Raw genomic sequence first — 306 nt, 5'->3', positions numbered from 1 at the left:
CTGGCAGGTGCAGGCTGCCATCGCTGCCGCGCATGCGCACCAGGACCTCATAGTGCAGGTAGCTGGGATCGCCGACGCGGGCGATGCGCTGCGCGTACAGGACCATGCGGTTCTCGGCCATGGCCAGGCTGACGCCCTGCAGGCGCTCGGCTTCCTGGCGCCGCTCCTCCAGTGCCATGCGGTCTTCGTTGAAGCAGTGCACGCGGTTGCGGCCGGCCTGCTTGGCCGCGTAGCAGGCACTGTCGGCGGCGCTCATCAACCAGTTCACATCCGCTGCCTCGGCGCTGACCTCGACCACGCCGATGC

Annotated in this window: 1 pseudogene; it reads right to left on the bottom strand. The window is 69.0% G+C overall.

Going from position 1 to position 306, the window contains the following annotated elements:
• Positions 1-306: pseudogene (locus tag EN850_RS35360) on the bottom strand (hypothetical protein); the annotation flags it as partial.

This window comes from Mesorhizobium sp. M8A.F.Ca.ET.207.01.1.1 (assembly GCF_004794715.1).
Classification (GTDB): Bacteria; Pseudomonadota; Alphaproteobacteria; order Rhizobiales; family Rhizobiaceae; genus Mesorhizobium.
The sequence above is the reverse complement of the archived record's forward strand: the minus strand, read 5'-3'. Positions and strand labels throughout refer to the sequence as shown.